The 13,677-nt window shown below is 70.5% G+C and carries 10 protein-coding genes; 5 read left to right on the top strand and 5 right to left on the bottom strand.

Annotation, left to right across the window (positions count from 1 at the left end; genetic code table 11):
• Window positions 1–3 precede the first annotated feature (3 nt).
• Both A3CE_RS0116000 and A3CE_RS0116005 read left to right on the top strand, forming a co-directional pair.
• Window positions 4–3,756, top strand: a complete 3,753-nt coding sequence (locus A3CE_RS0116000; RefSeq protein ID WP_026468536.1) for an ABC transporter ATP-binding protein — start codon at window positions 4–6, stop codon at window positions 3,754–3,756.
• Window positions 3,757–3,905: 149 nt separating this feature from the next.
• Window positions 3,906–4,382, top strand: a complete 477-nt coding sequence (locus tag A3CE_RS0116005) for a DUF4291 family protein (RefSeq protein WP_020641106.1) — start codon at window positions 3,906–3,908, stop codon at window positions 4,380–4,382.
• Here A3CE_RS0116005 and A3CE_RS0116010 read toward each other — a convergent pair.
• Entirely contained in the window at window positions 4,379–4,651 is a 273-nt protein-coding gene (locus tag A3CE_RS0116010; RefSeq protein ID WP_020641107.1) for a hypothetical protein, read from the bottom strand. The genes A3CE_RS0116005 and A3CE_RS0116010 overlap by 4 nt on opposite strands.
• A gap of 258 nt (window positions 4,652–4,909) precedes the next feature.
• Here A3CE_RS0116010 and A3CE_RS0116015 point away from each other — a divergent pair, with 258 nt between their 5' ends.
• From A3CE_RS0116015 to A3CE_RS0116025, 3 genes are all read left to right on the top strand, one after another.
• Entirely contained in the window at window positions 4,910–8,632 is a 3,723-nt protein-coding gene (locus tag A3CE_RS0116015; RefSeq protein WP_020641108.1) for a multifunctional oxoglutarate decarboxylase/oxoglutarate dehydrogenase thiamine pyrophosphate-binding subunit/dihydrolipoyllysine-residue succinyltransferase subunit, read from the top strand.
• A gap of 157 nt (window positions 8,633–8,789) precedes the next feature.
• Window positions 8,790–9,308: a GNAT family N-acetyltransferase gene (locus A3CE_RS0116020; protein WP_020641109.1), complete on the top strand. Its 519-nt coding sequence runs from the start codon at window positions 8,790–8,792 to the stop codon at window positions 9,306–9,308.
• A gap of 13 nt (window positions 9,309–9,321) precedes the next feature.
• Window positions 9,322–10,302, top strand: coding sequence for an LLM class flavin-dependent oxidoreductase (locus A3CE_RS0116025; protein WP_020641110.1), 981 nt, complete (start codon window positions 9,322–9,324; stop codon window positions 10,300–10,302).
• A gap of 8 nt (window positions 10,303–10,310) precedes the next feature.
• On the opposite strand, the gene A3CE_RS0116030 is transcribed toward A3CE_RS0116025, so the two are convergent.
• Genes A3CE_RS0116030 through A3CE_RS0116045 form a run of 4 tightly spaced genes read right to left on the bottom strand, consistent with a single transcriptional unit; the run spans window position 10,311 to window position 13,619 of the window.
• Entirely contained in the window at window positions 10,311–11,195 is an 885-nt protein-coding gene (locus A3CE_RS0116030; RefSeq protein ID WP_020641111.1) for an ABC transporter substrate-binding protein, read from the bottom strand.
• Window positions 11,192–11,875, bottom strand: a complete 684-nt coding sequence (locus tag A3CE_RS0116035) for an ABC transporter permease (RefSeq protein ID WP_026468538.1) — start codon at window positions 11,873–11,875, stop codon at window positions 11,192–11,194. The genes A3CE_RS0116030 and A3CE_RS0116035 overlap by 4 nt, the downstream gene beginning before the upstream one ends.
• Window positions 11,872–12,537, bottom strand: coding sequence for an ABC transporter permease (locus tag A3CE_RS0116040; RefSeq protein WP_020641113.1), 666 nt, complete (start codon window positions 12,535–12,537; stop codon window positions 11,872–11,874). The genes A3CE_RS0116035 and A3CE_RS0116040 overlap by 4 nt, the downstream gene beginning before the upstream one ends.
• Window positions 12,534–13,619 (bottom strand): ABC transporter ATP-binding protein, encoded by a 1,086-nt coding sequence (locus A3CE_RS0116045; RefSeq protein WP_020641114.1) that lies wholly within the window; start codon window positions 13,617–13,619, stop codon window positions 12,534–12,536. The genes A3CE_RS0116040 and A3CE_RS0116045 overlap by 4 nt, the downstream gene beginning before the upstream one ends.
• Window positions 13,620–13,677: the final 58 nt, after the last annotated feature.

Genomic DNA, 13,677 nt, shown 5'->3' on the forward strand with positions numbered 1-13,677 from the left:
AACGTGACTGTCGCTTCGCCTCGCTCCCGTCAAGAGCTCCCACCCGCCGAGACAACCGGCTGGATCCGCCGGCTGTCCGCCGCGGCGTGGGAGCACCGCGTGCTCGTCGTGCTGTCGCTGCTCGCCGCCGCTCTCGGTGTCGGCGTGCAGGCCGCGAGCCCGCTGCTGGTGCGCACGGCGGTGGACGACGCGGTGGCCGGGCGGACCGGCGGGCTGCCCGGGATCGCCGTCTTCCTGATCACGCTGCAGCTGATCGCCTTCGGCACCGCGTTCGCGCGCCGCTACCTAGGCGGAAAGCTCGCCCTCGACGTCCAGCACGACCTGCGGCAGCGCGTGTTCAACGCCGTTTCACGGCTGGACGGCGGCAAGCAGGACGCGCTGCGCACCGGCCAGGTCGCCTCGCGTGCGATCTCCGACCTGCAGCTGGTGACCGGCATCCTGATGCAGGTCCCGCTGTCGTTCGGCTCGGTGGTCTTCGCGCTGCTGTCGTTCATCGCGATGCTGTGGCTGTCCCCGGTGCTGACATTGATCGCGCTGGTCGTCACGCCGGCGGTCGGCATCATCGTGGCGCGCAGCCGCAAGCGCCTCTTCCCGGCGACGTGGTCGGCGCAGCAGCGCGCGGCGGACGTCGCGCAGCAGGTCGAAGAGACCGTCACCGGCGTCCGGGTGGTCAAGGGATTCGGCCAGGAGACGCGGGAAGTCTCGAAGCTGGAAGGGACAGCGCGCAAGCTGTTCGGGGAGCGGCTTCGCGCGGCGAAGCTGTCGGCGATCCCGACGGCGACCACCGCCGCCCTGCCCGCCGCCGGCCAGGTCGCCGTGCTCGGCATCGGCGGCGTCCTCGCGCTGAACGGGTCCATCACGCTCGGCACGTTCCTGGCCTTCGCCACCTACCTCGCGACGCTGATCGGCCCGGCCCGGATGCTGTCCGGGCTGGTCGTGCAGGCCCAGCTGACCCGCGCCGGCGCCGAGCGGGTGTACGAGCTGATCGACGCGCAGCCGGAGGTCGTCGACTCAGCCGAAGCGCGGCCGCTGCCGGACGGCCCGCTCGGCGTCGAGCTCGACGGCGTCCGGTTCGGCTACACCCGCAGCGAACCGGTGCTGGACGGCCTTTCGGTCACCGCGAACCCGGGCGAAACCCTCGCGCTGGTCGGCACCGCGGGCTCCGGGAAGTCGACGATCTCGTTGCTGCTGCCGCGGTTCTACGACGTGCACGAGGGCGCGGTGCGGGTGGGCGGCCTTGACATCCGTGACGTCCCGCTGCGGCAGCTGCGGCAGGCGATCGGCGTGGTGTTCGAAGAGGCGTTCCTGTTCTCCTCGTCGATCCGGGACAACATCGCCTACGGCCGCCCGGACGCGAGCGACGAAGAAGTCGTCGCGGCGGCGCGCGCGGCCGAGGCGGACGGCTTCATCCGGGCGCTGCCGGACGGCTACGACACGCTGGTCGGCGAGCGCGGGCTCACGCTCTCGGGCGGTCAGCGGCAGCGCCTCGGGCTGGCCAGGGCACTGATCACCGACCCGCGGATCCTCGTCCTCGACGACGCGACGTCGGCCATCGACACCGTGACCGAGGCGGCGATCCACGACACCCTGCGGTCGGTCACCGCGAGCCGGACCACCCTGCTGATCGCCCACCGGCGCTCCACTCTGGCCCTGGCCGACCGGATCGCGGTGCTGGACGAAGGCCGCGTTGTCGACGTCGGCACCGAAGCCGAGCTGATGGCGCGCTGCCCGCTGTTCCGCGAACTGGTGGCGGGCCCGGGCGACGACGTCGAAGAGAAGCACCGCTGCGAGGGCCTGGACTGCGGCCCGGCCGGGGTCACGTCCGCGCTCTGGCCGCGGGACGAGAGCCGCGACGAGGTCGACGCACTGGCCGAAGCCGCGCGAATGCGCAGCGGCGACCCGAACAGCAGCGGGTTCGTCGGCGGCGGCGGGGGCGGCGGCCTCGACGTGCCGCCGACGCCGGAGCTGATCGAGGGCGTACGCAAGCTCCCGCCGGCCGTCGACGAGCCGCAGCTGCCCGGTGTGGACGTCACCGCGCCCGACCCGAAGTTCCGGCTGACCGGGCTGCTGCGGCCGGTCCGCCGGCCACTGGCCCTGGTGATCGGGCTGGTGGCGGCGGACGCGCTGGCGTCGATCGCGCTGCCGGGGCTGTACCAGTTCGGCGTCGACCACGGCGTCCGCACCGGCGTCGAGTGGATGATCTGGCTGGCCGCCGGGATCGGGGCCGCGGTGATCGCGGCCGACTGGCTGGTGGTCTTCGCGCAGACGCGGCTGACGTCACGGGTGGGTGAGACGGTGCTGTACGCGCTGCGCGTCCGCAGCTACGCGCACCTGCAGCGGCTCGGGCTCGACTACTACGAGCGGGAGCTGTCCGGGAAGATCATGACCCGGATGACGACGGACGTCGACGCGCTCTCGACGTTCCTGCAGACCGGGCTCGCCACCGCGGTGGTGAGCGCGCTCACGCTGGCCGGGATCACCGCCGCGCTGCTGGTCACCGACGCCGGGCTGGCGCTGTACGCGCTGGCGATGGTGCCGGTACTGGCGGTGGCCACGGTGATCTTCCGGCGGTCGGCGTCGAAGGCGTACAACGAGGCCCGCGAGCGGGTCAGCGTCGTGAACGCGGACATGCAGGAGAACGTCAGCGGGCTGCGCGTCGCGCAGGCGTACACGCGCGAAGACCGCTCCGCGGAAGCGTTTGCTTCGCGCAGTGACGACTACCGGCGCTCGCGGCTGCGGGCCCAGCGGTACGTCGCGACGTACTTCCCGCTGGTGGCGCTGCTGTCGGACCTGGCCACGACGACGGTGCTGGTGGCGGGCGCGAACCGCGTCTCGGCGGGCACCCTGTCGGCCGGCGTGCTCCTCGCATTCCTGCTGTACCTGCAGCAGTTCTTCTCGCCGATCCAGCAGCTGTCGGCGGTGTTCGACGGCTACCAGCAGGCGCGCGTCGGCCTGAACCGCATCGGCGACCTGCTGCGGACGCCGACGTCGGTGCCGGCGGCCGAGCACCCGGTGGCGGCGCCCGAGCGGCTGCGCGGCGAAGTCTCGTTCAAGGAAGTCGACTTCGCCTACACCGGCGCCGAAACGAAGGCGCTGGAGCAGTTCTCGCTGGACGTCGCGGCCGGAGAGACGATCGCGCTGGTCGGCGCGACCGGCGCGGGGAAGTCGACGGCGGTGAAGCTGGTGGCGCGCTACTACGACGCCACCGGCGGCGAGGTCCGGATCGACGGCACGGACGTCCGCGAGTACGAGCTGGCCGGGGTGCGGCGCCGGATGGGCGTGGTGCCGCAGGAGGCGCACCTGTTCTCGGGCACGGTGGCCGACAACGTCCGCTACGGCCGCCCGTCGGCGACCGACGCGGAGGTGGAAGCCGCGGTGCGGGCGGTGGGCGCGCTCGACGGCGTCGCGGCCCTGTCGTCGGGCTTCCTGCAGCCGGTGGGCGAACGCGGCCGGTCGCTGTCGGCGGGTCAGCGCCAGCTGGTCGCGCTGGCCCGGGCGGAACTGGTCGACCCGGACATCCTGCTACTCGACGAGGCGACGGCGGCGCTGGACCCGTCGACGGAAGCGGCGGTCCTCCGCGCAACGGAGACCGTGGCCCGCCGCCGCACGACGTTCGTGGTCGCCCACCGCCTGGCCACAGCGGCCCGCGCGGACCGCATCGTGGTGATGGACCACGGCCGCATCGTCGAAACGGGAACCCACGACGAACTCCTGGCGGCCAAGGGCTACTACGCCCGCCTCTGGGCCCTCGGCTGAACCCGTAACTCGCGTGATTCAGCCCGTATCCCGCGTGATTGGACACGTGACTCACGAGTTCCGGCCTTGATCACGCGAGTTACGTCCCCGATCACGCGAGATACGGCAATTGTCTCGCCGGGCCGGCCCGCGCTGGGAGCATGGCGGGCATGTTCGAAGAGCGGCGGGTTCCCGACCGGCAGGTCCGGGCCATGCGGACCGAAACGACCGTCCGGGTCTACCTGGCCTGCTCGCCCGCCGACGCCGACGCCGCGCTCGGGAAGCAGGTCTTCGAGCGGGGCGGGGCCACGGGGTTCGTGCCGTCGTTCCGCGTGGCGGCCTACCTCAGCGGCAACGGGCGCAAGCCGGAGCACGAGCGTGTCCTGGCCGTCGACATCACCCGCGAAGGCTTCGAGCGAGCCCTCCTGGAGCACACCGAGTGGGTACCGGAGCGAGATCTCGACCACACGGCGCTGAACTTCCAGGCGATCCGGATCGTCGGCGAGCTCGCCGACGAGTGGATCACCACCATCACGGACGTCACACCTGTGATGCGCGACATCGCCGGACTGCTGGCCACCGACCAGCTGCACCTGGCCGTCAAGCTCGTCCCCCACGAGCCGCCATACGAGCTACAAGCCGGCTAAGGGAGTGCCCGCCACTTCAGCGAGCCCATCCCCGCCGCCTCCACGTCCGGCCGCGACGCCCAGCGGACCGTGCCCGGCCGGACGTGCACCCCGGCGCCGACCAGCCAGTCCGGCTCGTCCGGCTCGACCCACTCCATCTCCTCGAAGTCGGCCAGCGTCGGCCACACCGCGGAGCACGAGTCGCACCGCAGCACGACCGTGCCGGACTCGGTGACCAGCGGCCGCACCAGGCCCTGGTCCCAGAACGAAGGACATTCGACCAGCCACATCCTTCCAGGAGAACCCACCCCGATGAACGTCCACGGGCCAGAGGACGAACCCGGGAAAAAGAGCCCGGAAACCCTGTACCGGGTCCAGCGCTTAACGTTCCCTTAGCACATCTTGATCGAGTCAGTGACCGATCCCCTAGTGCGCCACGCCTCACACAGGCCGGTTCCATCACATCGCGGTCACCGAGGGGGTTAGCCTGGTAGGCGCATCAGCGGATTCAAGATCGAGATCGAGACGGATAGAGGCGAGCCCCAGCCGTGTCCAGCAGCAGCCCTGCGTCACAGTTCGGCCCCAACGAGTGGCTGGTCGAAGAGATGTACGACCAGTTCCTCGCAGACCCTTCCTCAGTCGATGCCGCATGGCACGACTTCTTCGCGGACTTCAAGCCGACGCAGAACGCGCAGGCCAAGGCGGACACCGCCCGGCAGAAGCAGGCCGACGTCAAGTCGTCCACCAACGGCCAGGCGGCGCAGCCCTCGGCCAAGGCCGTGCAGAACGCGGAGTCGGCGGCCAAGCAGTCGGCCACGAAGCCGGCCCCGGCCAAGGCGGCCCCCGCGAAGCCGGCCACCAAGCCGGCCCCGAGGCCCGCCGCGAAGGTGGAGCCCAAGGCCGAGCCGAAGGCCGACGCGAAGAAGGAAGAGCCGGAGTCGAAGCAGCTGCGCGGCGCCGCGGCGGCCATCGCCAAGAACATGGACGCCTCGCTGAGCGTCCCCACCGCGACCAGCGTGCGCGCGGTCCCGGCGAAGCTGATGGCGGACAACCGCATCGTCATCAACAACCACCTCAAGCGCACCCGCGGCGGCAAGATCTCGTTCACGCACCTCATCGGCTACGCCATGGTGCGGGCGCTGAAGAACTTCCCGAACCTGAACCGGCACTACCAGCTGATCGACAGCAAGCCGTTCGCGATCACGCCGGAGCACGTCAACTTCGGCCTCGCGATCGACATGAAGGGCAAGGACGGCTCGCGCAACCTCGTCGTCGCCTCGATCAAGGGCGTCGAGGACATGACGTTCCTGCAGTTCTGGCAGGCGTACGAGGAGATCGTCAAGAAGGCCCGCAACAACAAGCTGACGGCCGACGACTTCTCCGGCACCACCATCTCGCTGACCAACCCGGGCGGCATCGGCACCAACCACTCGGTGCCGCGCCTGCAGGCCGGCCAGGGCGCGATCATCGGCGTCGGCGCCATGCAGTACCCGGCCGCCTTCGAGGGCACCAGCGAGAAGACGCTGGTCGACCTCGGCATCAGCAAGATCATGACGCTGACCTCGACCTACGACCACCGCATCATCCAGGGCGCGGAGTCGGGCGAGTTCCTCAAGCGCATCCACGAGCTGCTGCTCGGCGAAGACGGCTTCTACGACGACGTCTTCACCAGCCTGCGCCTGCCGTACGAGCCGATCCGCTGGGTCGCCGACATCCCGGACGGTCCGGTCGACAAGACCGCCCGCGTGATCGAGCTGATCGACGCGTTCCGGATGCGCGGCCACCTGATGGCCGACACCGACCCGCTGAACTACCGCCAGCGCAGCCACGCGGACCTGGACGTCCTGTCCCACGGTCTCACCCTCTGGGACCTCGACCGCGAGTTCCCGGTCGGCGGCTTCGCCGGCCAGGAGCGGATGAAGCTGCGCGACATCCTGGGCGTGCTGCGCAACTCGTACTGCCGCACGGTCGGCATCGAGTACACCCACATCCTCGACCCCGAGGAGCGCCGCTGGATCCAGGAGCGCGTCGAGATCCCGCACGAGAAGCCGGACCCCGCGGTCCAGAAGTACGTGCTCTCGAAGCTGAACGCCGCCGAGGCGTTCGAGACGTTCCTGCAGACCAAGTACGTCGGCCAGAAGCGCTTCTCGCTGGAGGGTGGCGAGACGGCGATCCCGCTGCTCGACACGCTGCTGGACAAGGCCGCCGAGCACGAGCTCGACGAGGTCGTCATCGGCATGCCGCACCGCGGCCGGCTGAACGTGCTGGCCAACATCGTCGGCAAGCCGATCAGCCAGATCTTCCAGGAGTTCGAGGGCAACCTCGACCCGGGCCAGGCGCACGGCTCCGGTGACGTGAAGTACCACCTCGGCGCCGAGGGCAAGTACTTCCGCATGTTCGGCGACGGCGAGACGAAGGTCTCCCTGACGGCGAACCCGTCGCACCTGGAGACCGTGGACCCGGTGCTCGAGGGTATCGTCCGCGCGAAGCAGGACCTCCTGGACAAGGGCGGCGAGGGTTACACCGTGCTGCCGGTCCTGATGCACGGCGACGCGGCCTTCGCGGGCCAGGGCGTCGTCGCCGAGACGCTGAACCTGTCGCTGCTGCGCGGGTACCGCACCGGCGGCACCGTGCACGTGATCGTCAACAACCAGGTCGGCTTCACGACCGCGCCGGAGCACTCGCGCTCGTCGCAGTACGCCACCGACGTCGCGAAGATGATCGGCTCGCCGATCTTCCACGTGAACGGCGACGACCCGGAAGCCGCGCACTGGGTGGCCAAGCTGGCCGTCGAGTACCGCCAGGCGTTCCACAAGGACGTCGTCATCGACCTGATCTGCTACCGCCGCCGCGGCCACAACGAGGGCGACGACCCCTCGATGACGCAGCCGGCGATGTACGACATCATCGACACCAAGCGTTCGGTGCGGAAGACCTACACCGAGTCGCTGATCGGCCGCGGTGACATCTCCGTCGAAGAGGCCGAGGCCGCGCTGCGCGACTTCTCGAGCCAGCTGGAGCACGTCTTCAACGAGGTCCGGGAGCTGGAGAAGCACCCGGCGAAGGCGAGCCCCTCGGTCGAGGAGGAGCAGCAGGTGCCGGCCAAGGTCGCGACGGCGATCACCAGCGCGGCGCTCGAGCACATCGGCGACGCGTTCGTGAACGTGCCGGACGGCTTCACCCCGCACCCGCGTGTCAAGCCGGTCATGGAACGCCGTCACAAGATGTCCCGCGAAGGCGACATCGACTGGGCGTTCGGCGAGCTGCTGGCGTTCGGGTCGCTGGCGATGGAGGGCCGGCTCGTCCGGCTGTCGGGCCAGGACTCGCGCCGCGGCACGTTCACCCAGCGGCACTCGGTGTTCATCGACCGCAAGACCGGCCAGGAGTACTCGCCGCTGCAGAACCTGGCCGACGGCCAGGGCCGCGTGATGATCTACGACTCGGCGCTGTCGGAGTACGCGGCCGTCGGCTTCGAGTACGGCTACTCGGTGGCCAACCCCGAGTCGCTGGTAATGTGGGAAGCGCAGTTCGGTGACTTCGTCAACGGCGCGCAGACCGTCATCGACGAGTACATCTCCTCGGGCGAGGCCAAGTGGGGCCAGCGTTCGGACGTCGTGCTGCTGCTGCCGCACGGCCACGAGGGCCAGGGCCCGGACCACACGTCCGGCCGCATCGAGCGGTTCCTCTCGCTGTGCGCGGAGGGCTCGATGACGGTGGCGGTGCCGTCCACCCCGGCGAACTACTTCCACCTGCTGCGCCGCCACGCCCTCGACGGCATCCAGCGCCCGCTGGTCGTCTTCACGCCGAAGTCGATGCTGCGCAACAAGGCCGCGACGTCGGGTACCGAGGACTTCACCGGCGAGAGCCGGTTCATGTCCGTCATCGACGACGTCACACCGGACCCGGCGAAGATCCGCAAGGTGCTGCTGACCTCCGGGAAGCTGTACTGGGAGCTGGTGGCGGAGCGGACGAAGCGCGAGGCCGACGACGTCGCGATCGTGCGCATCGAGCAGTACTACCCGCTGCCGAAGAAGAAGCTGGTGGCGGCGGTGGAGCGCTACACGAACGCGACGCAGGTCGCGTGGGTCCAGGAGGAGCCGGAGAACCAGGGTGCGTGGCCGTTCTTCGGCCTGAACCTGCCCCGGAAGTTCCCGGAGGTCCTCTCGGGCCTGCAGGTCGTCTCGCGCCGCCCGATGGCGGCCCCGTCGGCCGGCTCGTCGAAGGTGCACGAGGTGGAGCAGAAGGCCCTGATCTCGAAGGCGTTCGAGTGATCGTTTGACCACGACGAAGGCCTCCTCCCGGTCCGCCGGGAGGAGGCCTTCGTCGTTCGCGCGCCCGGAACTGTCGGTGCCCTCCGGTAGCGTGGAAACCGGGGGCGCAGCCCAAACCGATTGCCCTCCACCACCGGTTCACGGCAAGGTAGCGATCATGCTGATCCGCCGGGAAACACCCGCCGACCAGGCCGCGATCCATGCCGTCCACAGCGCGGCGTTCCGGCGCGAAGAGGGCGTGACCCCGATCGAGGCGCCGCTCGTGGACGAACTGCGCGCCGAAGGCGACCTGATCAACCCTCTCTCACTCGTGGCCGTCCGCGACGGCGCCGTCGTCGGGCACGTCTGCTGCAGCCGCGCCCGCCTCGGCGACGACGCCAAGACCGCCGTGGGTCTCGGCCCGCTCGGTGTGCTGCCCGCGCACCAGGCCGGCGGCGTCGGCTCTGCGCTGGTGCACGCCGTGGTCGGCGCGGCGGACGCCCTCGGCCACGGCCTGGTCGTCCTGCTCGGCAATCCGGCCTACTACTCGCGGTTCGGGTTCGTCACGGCGTCGGACCTGGCGATCACCGCCCCGGACCCGCAGTGGGGCAAGCACTTCCAGGCGCGGACGCTGGCCGCGTACGAACCCACCCAGGCGGGCGCCTTCGAATACGCGCCCGCGTTCTCCCGGATCTGAACAGGAGCCGCGCGTGTACGCACCCACGACGTCGATCGGTGTCCGGATCAACCGCGAACAGCCGCCGGCCAAGCTGATCGAGCTGGCGAAGCAGGCCGAAGACGCGGGACTGGACGAAGTCTGGCTGGTCGAGGACTGCTTCTGGGCGGCCGGCATCGCCACGGTCGCGACGGCGCTGGCGGTGACGTCGACGATCAAGGTGGGCATCGGGGTGCTGCCGGCGGTCGCGCGCAACCCGGCGATCGCGGCGATGGAGATCGCCGCGCTGGCCGAGCTGCACCCGGACCGGCTGATCGCCGGGTTCGGGCACGGCGTCGCGTCGTGGATGCGGCAGATCGGGGCGTACCCGGCGTCACCGCTGGCGGCGCTCGAGGAGACGCTGGTGGCGGTCCGGCGGCTGCTGGCGGGCGACCGGGTCTCGGTGACCGGCAAGCATGTCAACCTCGACGCGGTCGAGCTGGTCTTCCCGCCGGCGTCGCCGCCCCCGCTGGTGGCGGGTGTCCGCCGCCCGAAGTCCCTGGCGATCGCGGGCGCGACGGCGGACGGGACGATCCTGGCCGAGCCGTCCCCGCCGGAGTACGTCCGGACGGCGTTGGCGGGCATCGCACCCGGACGCTCTTCGGAGGCCGCGCCGCCCCATCACGCAGTGGTGACGTACAACTGGCTGGCGCTGGGCGACCGCGAGCGAGCCCGCCGGACGGTGGCGGAGTCCCTGACGCCGGGCGCGTTGGTCCAGGTGCAGGACCTGCCGTTCGCCGCGGAACTGCTGGAGCTGGTCGACTCGGCGTCCACAGTGGACGAACTGGCGGCGGGCCTGCACCCGGAGTGGATCGACCGCCTGGCCATCTGCGGCTCGCTCGACGAATGTGTGGCAGCGGTCCGGTCCCTGCACGAGGCGGGCAGCGGTTCGGTCGTGTTGCTGCCGCTGCCGGAGGAGCCGCCGGAGCGGGGCATCGAGGACGCGGGCCGAGTCGCGGCAGCTCTACGCGGCTGACCTCGCCGTCAGGACTTGAGGTTGTTGCGGGCGAGGAAGTCCTCGGCGATGTCGAGGGGGTTGCGCTTTTCTTCGGTGAACTCGACGTTGAGCCGGGTGAGCTGCTCGGTGGTCAGCACCGCCGACACCCGGTTCAGCGCGGCCACCTCGGCCGGGGACAGCGTCCCGCGCGCCACCAGCGGCACGATGTTCTGCGCCGGGAACATGTTCTTGTCGTCGACCAGCGGCACGAACCCGTTCGCTGCGATCGTCGACGACGTGCTGAACAGGTCCGCCACCTGCACATCGCCGGACTTCAGGGCCGCCACCGTCACCGGGCCGCCGGTGTCGGTCGTGCGGATCTCCTTGAACTCGCAGCCGTACAGGGACTTGATCTTGTCCTTCCAGCGGCTGCTCCACTGGCCCGGCCCGCCGAACACCAGCTCGCGGCAGCGCGGCCCGAGGTCGGAGAACGTCTTCACCCCGGCGGAAGCCGGCTGCGGCCCGACGACGAGCAGGTCCTTGTCCTCGGCGGGCGCCTGGTCCAGCACCTCGAACCCGGCCGGGATCTTCCGGCGCAGCTGCGCGTAGACGTCCTGAGGTGTCGTCGCGGTGGTGTCCTTGTCGAAGTACCGCAACAGGTTGCCGCTGTAGTCGGGCACGACCGACAGCGACTTGTCCTGCAGTGCCTTGACGACGACCTCGCGGCTGCCGACCGGCGGCCGCACGGTCACGTTCGTGGCACCCGCGTTCCGCAGCGCGCCGGCGTAGATCTGGGCCAGCAGCAGGCTTTCCCCGACGTCGGACGCGCCGATGATGATGTCCCCCGTCGCGCCGCCCTCGCCGCCGCCCGCCAGCGGGTTGCCACAGCCGGCCGCGAGCACCAGCACCACCACCAAGACCAGCCGCTTCACGCCGTCACCTTCTTCACGGCCGCGGCGAGCCGGACACCCCGGGGCACCAGTGCGCGGTTCAGCACCGCGAAGACCAGATCCAGGACGATGGCCAGCACCGTCGTCAGCAGCGCGCCCGCGATGACCTCGGAGTAGTCCAAAATGGCCAGTCCGTCGAGCAGGAACCGGCCCAGGCCACCGAGTCCGACGTACGCGGCCACCGCGGCGGTCGCGACGAGCTGGAGGACGGCGTTGCGGATGCCGCCGAGCACGAGCGGCAGCGAGATCGGCACTTCGACCTTCCACAGCTGTTGCCAGCCGGTCATGCCGACGCCTTCGGCGGCGTCGACCACGCCGTGGTCGGTCGCCTGCAGCCCGGCGTACGTCCCGGCCAGGATCGGCGGCACGGCCAGCACGACGAGCCCGATGATCGTCGAGGTGACGCTTTCGGTGAAGAGCAGGAACAGGAACGTGACGAGCCCGAGCGTCGGCAGCGCGCGGATCGCGTTGCCGGCGCTGACCAGCGCGACGCCGCCGCGTCCGGTGTGGCCGACGAACAGCCCCAGCGGGACGGCGATGACCAGCGCGATCGCCAGTGCCAGGAACGTGTAGCCGAGGTGTTCCAGCAGCCGCTGCGGAACGCCGTCGGGGCCCGACCAGTGGGCCGGGTCGCCGAACCAGCGGAAGAGATCGTTGATCATGCGGCCACCCGGGTCCACGGCGTGAGCAGGTTTCGCGAGCCGACCAGCACGAGGTCGACGACCAGCGCCAGCAGCAGTGTCAGCACGATGCCGACGACGATCGGCGAGAAGTACTCGCGCTGGAAGCCGTCGGTGAACAGCACGCCCAGTCCGCCGGTGCCGATCAGCGCGCCGACGCTGACCAGGCTGATGTTGCTGACCGACGCCACCCGCACGCCGGCCGCGAGCACCGGCACCGACAGCGGGAGTTCGACGGCGAAGAACCGGCGCAGCGGCTTGTACCCGACGGCGGTGGCGGCGGCGACCACCGGCGGCGGCACGGCGTCCAGCGCGTCGAGCACCGGGCGGACGAGCAGGGCCGTGGTGTAGATCGTCAGCGCGACGAGGACGTTGACGCTGTCCAGGATCTTCGACCCGATCAGGCCGGGGATGACGACGAACAGCGCGAGCGACGGGATCGTGTAGAGCAGGTTGGCGAGCACCATGACCACCTGCCGGGCCGGCCGCCAGCGGTGCCCCAGCCAGCCCGCCGCGATCGCCAGCACGATCCCGACGACCAGCGGGAGCAGCGCCAGGTAGACGTGATCACCCAGGTCGCCGAGGATCTGGACGCGGTTGTTCGCGCTGCTCAGGTACCGCCCGAGTTCCTCGAAGAAGCTCATGACGCCTGGGGCGTGCCCTCGATGACGTCCAAAACCTGCCGCGCGACCACGGCGCCCAGTACCCGGTGCTCTTCGTCCACGACCACGCCGAGGCTGGCGGGTGACGACAGCGCGGCGTCGAGCGCGCCGCGGATCGGCGTCCCCCGCACCCAGAGTGAACCCCCCGCCACGAGGCCGTCTTCACTGAGCGGACCGTCCACTGTGGAGTCCGGCGGGAGCCAGCCGCGGGGTTGCTTCTCGGTGTTGACGACGAGCCGCCAGCCGTCGCTCGCGGGCACGGTGGAGCCGATCTCGACCAGCTCCAGCTCCTTGACCTCGACGCCGTCGGCGGAGAGGAACGACAGGCCGCGGTAACCGCGGTCCCGGCCGACGAACGACGCGACGAAGTCGTCCACCGGGTGCCGCAGCACGTCGGCGGGCGTGCCGTACTGGGCGAGCTTGCCGCCGACCCGCATCACCGCGACCTTGTCGCCGAGCCGGACGGCCTCGTCGATGTCGTGCGTGACGAACACGATCGTCTTGCCCAGCTGCGACTGCAGCCGCAGCAGCTCGTCCTGCAGGCCTTCGCGCACGATCGGGTCGACGGCGGAGAACGGCTCGTCCATCAGCAGCACCGGCGAGTCCGCGGCGAGCGCACGGGCGACGCCGACGCGCTGCTGCTGGCCGCCCGAGAGCTGGGCCGGGTACCGCTTGCCGAGCTCGACCGGCAGGCCGATGATCTCCAGCAGCTCGGCCGCCCGTTTGCGCGCCTTCGCCTTGTCCCAGCCCGACAACAGCGGCACGGTGGCGATGTTGTCCAGGACTGTCCTATGTGGAAAGAGACCGGCGTGCTGGATGACGTAGCCGATGCCGCGGCGCAGCAGCGCCGGGTCACCCTCGGCGACGTCCTTGCCGTCCAGCAGCACCTGCCCGGCGGTCGGCTCGACCATCCGGTTGATCATCCGCAGCGACGTCGTCTTGCCGCAGCCGGACGGGCCGACGAACACGGTGATCGTGCCGTCCTCGACCGTCAGGTTCAGCTTGTCGACGGCGACCGTCCCATCCGGATACTGCTTGGTCACGTCACGGAATTCGATGGTCACTGCCACTCCCCATGTCCCGGTCCGTCCGACCGTAGCCGAGTCGGCGGTGGTTGGCACG

Source organism: Amycolatopsis balhimycina FH 1894 (assembly GCF_000384295.1).
Taxonomy (GTDB): domain Bacteria; phylum Actinomycetota; class Actinomycetes; order Mycobacteriales; family Pseudonocardiaceae; genus Amycolatopsis; species Amycolatopsis balhimycina.